The sequence below is a fragment of the Zhongshania sp. genome (assembly GCF_041623545.1).
Taxonomy (GTDB): domain Bacteria; phylum Pseudomonadota; class Gammaproteobacteria; order Pseudomonadales; family Spongiibacteraceae; genus Spongiibacter.
In genome coordinates, this window is the sequence record NZ_JBFJWS010000193.1 from 1 (window position 1) to 6,070 (window position 6,070).

At 50.3% G+C, this 6,070-nt stretch carries 4 protein-coding genes; 2 read left to right on the top strand and 2 right to left on the bottom strand.

The features are described 5' to 3' along the window. The first annotated feature begins 44 nt into the window (after positions 1 to 44). Both ABYT30_RS14190 and ABYT30_RS14195 read left to right on the top strand, forming a co-directional pair. The gene (locus ABYT30_RS14190) at positions 45 to 941 is read left to right on the top strand and encodes an MBL fold metallo-hydrolase (protein ID WP_373078812.1); all 897 of its coding nucleotides are present in this window, start codon (positions 45 to 47) and stop codon (positions 939 to 941) included. Positions 942 to 978: 37 nt separating this feature from the next. Next, complete coding sequence (locus ABYT30_RS14195; RefSeq protein ID WP_373078815.1) at positions 979 to 2,739, top strand: SulP family inorganic anion transporter; 1,761 nt, start codon at positions 979 to 981, stop codon at positions 2,737 to 2,739. A gap of 70 nt (positions 2,740 to 2,809) precedes the next feature. Here ABYT30_RS14195 and ABYT30_RS14200 read toward each other — a convergent pair whose 3' ends face one another. After that, positions 2,810 to 5,059: a TonB-dependent receptor gene (locus ABYT30_RS14200; protein ID WP_373097140.1), complete on the bottom strand. Its 2,250-nt coding sequence runs from the start codon at positions 5,057 to 5,059 to the stop codon at positions 2,810 to 2,812. Between the two features lie 117 nt (positions 5,060 to 5,176). Beyond that, positions 5,177 to 5,959, bottom strand: a complete 783-nt coding sequence (locus tag ABYT30_RS14205; RefSeq protein ID WP_373078819.1) for a Crp/Fnr family transcriptional regulator — start codon at positions 5,957 to 5,959, stop codon at positions 5,177 to 5,179. Between the last annotated feature and the right edge of the window lie 111 nt (positions 5,960 to 6,070).

Here is a 6,070-nt window from a genome sequence, read left to right on the forward strand (position 1 = left end):
CCCACAAAGCCATTCATTAACAACGCAGTGCCAAGAGGACGACAATGCCAAATTCAATACCCTTTTCCACTGACCTCTCTCAAGCTCCGCTGGTTACGCCATTTTTTGATGAGCCGACCAACACTTTTTCTTATCTCGTTCAAGATCCCACATCCAAAGCATGTGCCGTCATAGATTCGGTTATGGAAATCGATTACGCCGGCGGTCGCTTAAGCTTAGAGGGGGCCGATAAGATCATTCACGCCATTCGCGAGCAAAAACTCGAACTACAGTGGATTATCGAAACCCACGTGCACGCCGATCATTTATCTGCTGCACCTTATATTCAAGAAAAACTCGGCGGCAAAATCGGTATAGGCGAGCACATCATTACCGTGCAAGAAACCTTTGGAAAAATTTTTAATGAAGGCAGCGAGTTTCAGCGCAACGGCACCCAGTTCAATCGACTCTTTAAAGACGGCGACGCGTACACCGTCGGGAATTTAACCTGCCACGCGCTCCACACCCCCGGCCACACCCCCGCGTGCATGACGCACGTAATGGGCGATGCCGCCTTTGTCGGCGACACCCTATTTATGCCCGACGGCGGTAGCGCTCGCGCGGACTTCCCCGGCGGCGACGCCCGAGTACTCTACCAGTCCATCCAGCGACTGCTATCACTGCCTGACGAGCTGCGTTTATTCATGTGTCACGACTATATGCCCAATGGCCGCGACGTGGAGTATGAGACCACCGTCAAACAACAACGCGAGCACAATATTCATGTACACAGCGGAATAAGCGAAGACGAGTTTGTTGTCATGCGTGAAACACGCGACGCCACCTTAGGCATGCCACGGCTCATAATTCCTTCATTACAAATTAATATGCGCGCCGGCCATTTACCCAAGCCCGACACCAATGGCACGGTTTATCTCAAAGTGCCCCTAGATACGCTATAACTAAGAACTGCTGGCGCCACGCAACAAGGATTACCCATTGCAGAAATCGACGTTTAAATCCTACTTCCCCATCCTCAGCTGGGCGGGGGAGTATAATCGCGACACGCTCCTTAGTGATTTATTGGCGGCGCTCATCGTCACCATCATGCTCATTCCCCAGTCCCTCGCCTACGCGCTACTCGCTGGTTTGCCGCCACAGATGGGCCTGTACGCCAGCATGTTACCGCTGGTCGCCTACGGGATCTTTGGCACCAGCCGCACCTTGTCCGTTGGCCCGGTCGCTGTGGTATCACTTATGACGGCCTCCGCCATTGGCCATATCGCCGACGTCGGTAGTGTTAGTTATATTGAAGCAGCATTATTACTCGCGCTCCTGTCAGGTTTGTTCTTATTAGGCATGGGCTTACTGCGCATGGGCTTTTTAGCGAATTTCCTGTCTCACCCAGTCATCGCAGGCTTCATAACGGCCTCAGGTATTATCATCGCCTTCAGCCAGCTTAAACACATTCTGGGCGTGAAGGCAGATGGCGAAAATCTGTTTGCGCTACTTCACTCGCTCTATCTCTCGGTGGGCAACACCAGCCTAATCACTGTAGCTGTGGGTGCGCCAACCCTAATCTTTTTATTCTGGGTACGCAGTGGGCTCAAACCCCTGCTCGTTCGCACTGGCCTCAGCGACAAAGCCGCAGGCATGCTCGCCAAAACAGGGCCGGTAATCGGCATTATTGCCACTAGCTACGCGGCCTACTATTTTGATCTCGGCAGTAAAGGCGTAGTCCTCGTCGGCGACGTTCCCACTGGTCTGCCGAGCTTGCAAATGCCCAAGCTAGGCCACGATGCTTGGCGAGAACTCATGATGTCGGCGGTATTTATTTCTGTCATTGGCTTTGTCGAGTCAGTCTCGGTGGGGCACACCTTGGCGGCAAAACGTCGCCAGCGCATTGTTCCCAATCAGGAGCTAATAGGTTTAGGCGCCGCCAATATCGCCGCTTCATTTTCGGGTGGCTACCCAGTTACCGGCGGCTTCGCCCGCTCGGTCGTTAACTTTGATGCCGGTGCTGTGACCCCAGCGGCGGGTATATTTACCGCGGCGGGCATTGCCGCTGCCGCTATGTATTTCACCCCATACTTAGCTTACCTACCTAAAGCGACCTTAGCAGCCACCATTATTGTGGCAGTACTCTCACTGGTTGATTTTTCAATTCTTAAAAAATCTTGGGGCTATGCCCGCAGCGACTTTATCGCAGTGATGACCACGCTATTTATAACCCTATTAATGGGTGTGGAAACCGGCGTTGCCTGCGGGGTGTTCGCCTCACTAGCCCTACATTTGTATAAGACCTCCGTACCCCACATGGCCGTGGTCGGCGAAGTTCCCGGCACGGAGCACTACCGCAACATCAACCGCCACAAAGTCATCACCCACAGTAATATTTTGTCGTTACGTATTGACGAAAGTCTGTATTTTGCCAACGCCGGTTTTATTGAAGACCGTATTTATCAATTGTTGGATACCAACCCTGAGACCCAGCATGTCATTTTAATGTGCACAGCAGTCAACGAAATTGATCTGAGCGCTCTAGAAGTGCTGGAGTCCATCAACCTGCGCTTAAAAGACAGCGGCATCACCCTGCACTTGTCTGAAGTGAAGGGGCCAGTAATGGACGTACTCGCCCATACCGATTTTATGAAGCACCTCAGCGGCCAAGTGTTTTTATCTCACCACTTGGGTATACAGAAAATACTGAGTAGCCAGCAAAGCCCTGACACCCAAAAGGTTCAAGACTGGAATATTTAAAAAGAATCGCGTTTGTGGCACAGAGAGAAAAAACACTGGATTCGACTAAGCCGAATCCAGTGCAAAGCAATTAGAATTCAAAAGACAGGCGGGCATTAAGTGTTCTTGGCGAATTCAAGGTAAAGATGGCCTGCTCTTCCTGAGTCGCCAAGGTTCTCGATCCACCACCAATGGCATGGGTCGTATCCCGAATATTACTAATATTGATCGACAGCTGAGGACGGAATCGCAATTCGTTCAGAGCAAGTGACAGACCGCCATTGAGCGTAGAGAAATCATTCACGGCTTCCGTTTGGGCAAGATCGCCAAAGTTTTTACCAATATAGTCGTAGCTGAGATAAACATTGTAATCCACCCCAAATAGGGTATTAAAATACGCCGCCGATACAGCGTATTGTGAGTCGGCAGCGCCTGGCATTTGGGTACCTGGCGCAATCACATTTCGATTAGAGTCTTCGAACTCTTCCGTCGTATGGGCGTCAACTTCACCGCCACTGGCCGTTAAGGTCAAGCCATCGATCGGCGTTAGCCAACGCAAACTGATTTCATAACCCGAGCTTTTTGCAGCGCCAACATTGTCGCGAAAATTAAGCTGCGTGGTCTGAGTTTTTTGCTGAATCTGCGGGTCGGTATAATCTATTTCGAAAATAGCCGCATCAATTTGCAGGGTATTTTCTAACCACGACGAACGCAGGCCAAGTTCATAATTCCAGATTTTATCTGACTTGTAGGTAGAGGGAACTCGCTCTACTTCACTAGACGGAATAGTTTGAATACCGCCAAACCGGAATCCACGCGCAGCCTGCACGTAGACAGAATGATCATCGGTAATATCGTATTTAACTGAATACCGAGGGCTCACGCCGTCTTCAATAATTTCCTCATGGATATCCACGGCCTGACCATTGTTTGCAGCTCGGGCAAGCGCACCAACACCATTATAACCGCCCTCTACAACTGTCTCGTAGTAACGGGCGCCCACTGAAAAATGCCAGCTGTCCCAAAGGGTTTTGGTCAAATCGAAAAACACCGCATGTTCGGTCGCGGTAGCATCGTTAAAGGCATACAACACCGAGGTTTCTTTATCAAAGCCAGGAACTAGGCCAACTATTGGAGCCAAACCACCGTTAAGGTTTTCTTGCGCCACGGTGTTGATAAAAATATCGAAATACATTTCATAATCGTAACTGTATACACCAACAATCCAGTCGATCCACCAATCTCCGCTAGACTGGAAACGAAACTCTTGGGAGAGCGCATTAGAATTGTGGTTCACTATAGAAACAATGCCCTCATCTGGGCCTGCGCCAGGTGGGGGCGAGTTAAAGGTGGCGGAGATATCGGAAACGTTATACAGGTCTTTGCTGATCTTTGAAGTCAGAGACAAAACGCTAAAATGCTCAAAATCGTAGCGTAATTCCATGCTTTTTAGTGAGAAGTCATGCTCGCTTGGCTGAGCAAATAAGACATCATCCAAGCTTCGCTCTTCGCGGTTATCAGCAATATACACTGCATCATCTACCGCAAAGTCCTGATGTAAATAAGTAAGGTTAACGCTCAGCTTGTCAGTCGGCAGCCAACGCAATAAGGCGCGGCGCTGCTCGCCACCGCCATCGTTCACATCTTCTTCACCAGTTCTGCGGTTGTCGAATACGCCAGGGTACTCGCGTTTCACAAAGCCGAGTCGCGCAGCAAGCTTGTCACTGTAGAGTGGCAGATTGGCAGACACCCCTGAGGTATACGCCTCGCCGCCATCGGACACATCCGATAGTTGACTGAAGGCCTTTGCTTCTAAGCCCTCCATATGCGGCGGCTCAAGCACAAAGCGCACCGCACCGGACAGCGCCGCACCCCCAAAGACGGTGCCTTGGGGACCTTTCAATACCTCGACACTGGCGAGATCAAAGGCACTTAAATCTGGGGTGATACTAGCCACATAGGGGTCGCTAAACGAGGTGTCACCAATCAATATACCCACCGGTGAGGAAACGGTAGAGTTCGGGCTATTGTCGATGCCGATACCGCGAATCGAAATTCGCATAAAGCCCGGCGTCGCATTATTCAAAACAACGCCCGGCGTTTCCTGCAGATAGTCTGATAGGTTAAGCTTGCCCTGCTCTTCGAGGGTTGATCCATCGAAATGGGCAATCGAGGCTGGAATATCCCGCAAATTTTCCGAACGCTTTGTGGCCGTCACAATGACTTCTTCGATTTGTCTTTTCCCAGTTTCGGCAATTGCCAGCTGACTGACTGAAGCAATGGGCAGAGTGAGTAGGCACAGGCGATTTGCCAAAGATAGTCTATTGAGCGCGGTAATCATTATATTTCTCACAGTTGCGTCGTATACAAAAGCAATTATTACGCCCTTGACCAACAGTGACAGTCACTTTTGAGACAGCATCGCGTAATTTTCCCCAAGTACCCAGAGACTATAGGCTCATTCAGCCGCCGAGAAGCCGGAATCGATTTGGAATGGGCTCTTCCACCCCCCTTGCCAAGCGCCGAGATAGGTCTCTACATCAAAGCCACTATCTCGCGCCAGTGTCAGCAAGTATTCAGGCTTCTGAATTAATAAGCCATGTTTCTCGATGCAAATAACGCCACTGCGCTCCCACTCCTTCAAAATACCATTAACCCGCTGACGTGCGCCCCCCACCCGATTTGCAATTTCTCCCTGATTATCACTCGATTCAATAAAATAGCTGCTACCCGGCGCCGCGCTGCCTCGTATTACCAACAATCTAAGTAAATACACGGCCAAACGAACATTGAGGCTGTGGAATGTTAGCAGCTCGATGCGGCCAATCGTCACCACGCCCCGCGCCACGAATTCATTGTACAAGCCACGATACAATTGAGGCCACGCCTCCCCAAACGCCAAAAAGTCAGTAACGGAAATAACTACAACCGTACTCGTCTTGGTCGACACGCAATTTCCAAAATACACAGGCGTGTCCTGAGGTAAAAAATGCGGGAACCACGCCCCTGCCGCAACGTCCTCAAGAGTCATCTCTTCGCCATCTGGCGACGCAACATAAATCCGGAAACCACCACTCACAACACCGTATATATAACTTATATCGTCATTGTGCCGGTACAGCGTCGCGCCTTTATCAATCGTCATTAATCGGCACGCATCGGCAAAGTGCGATTTCGCTTCATCGGGTAGAAATTTGAACCAGGTCCAGCAGTGAATCAGCTCCAACGCCTGGGATTTCATAATCTATCCTCGCTAATTGCACTGTAACTGTCCCGTAAATGACAGCCCTTTACGTCGTGTGCAGGTAAATTGGTGAACATGATCACCGCTGGGTAATGTATCCGCTACTTA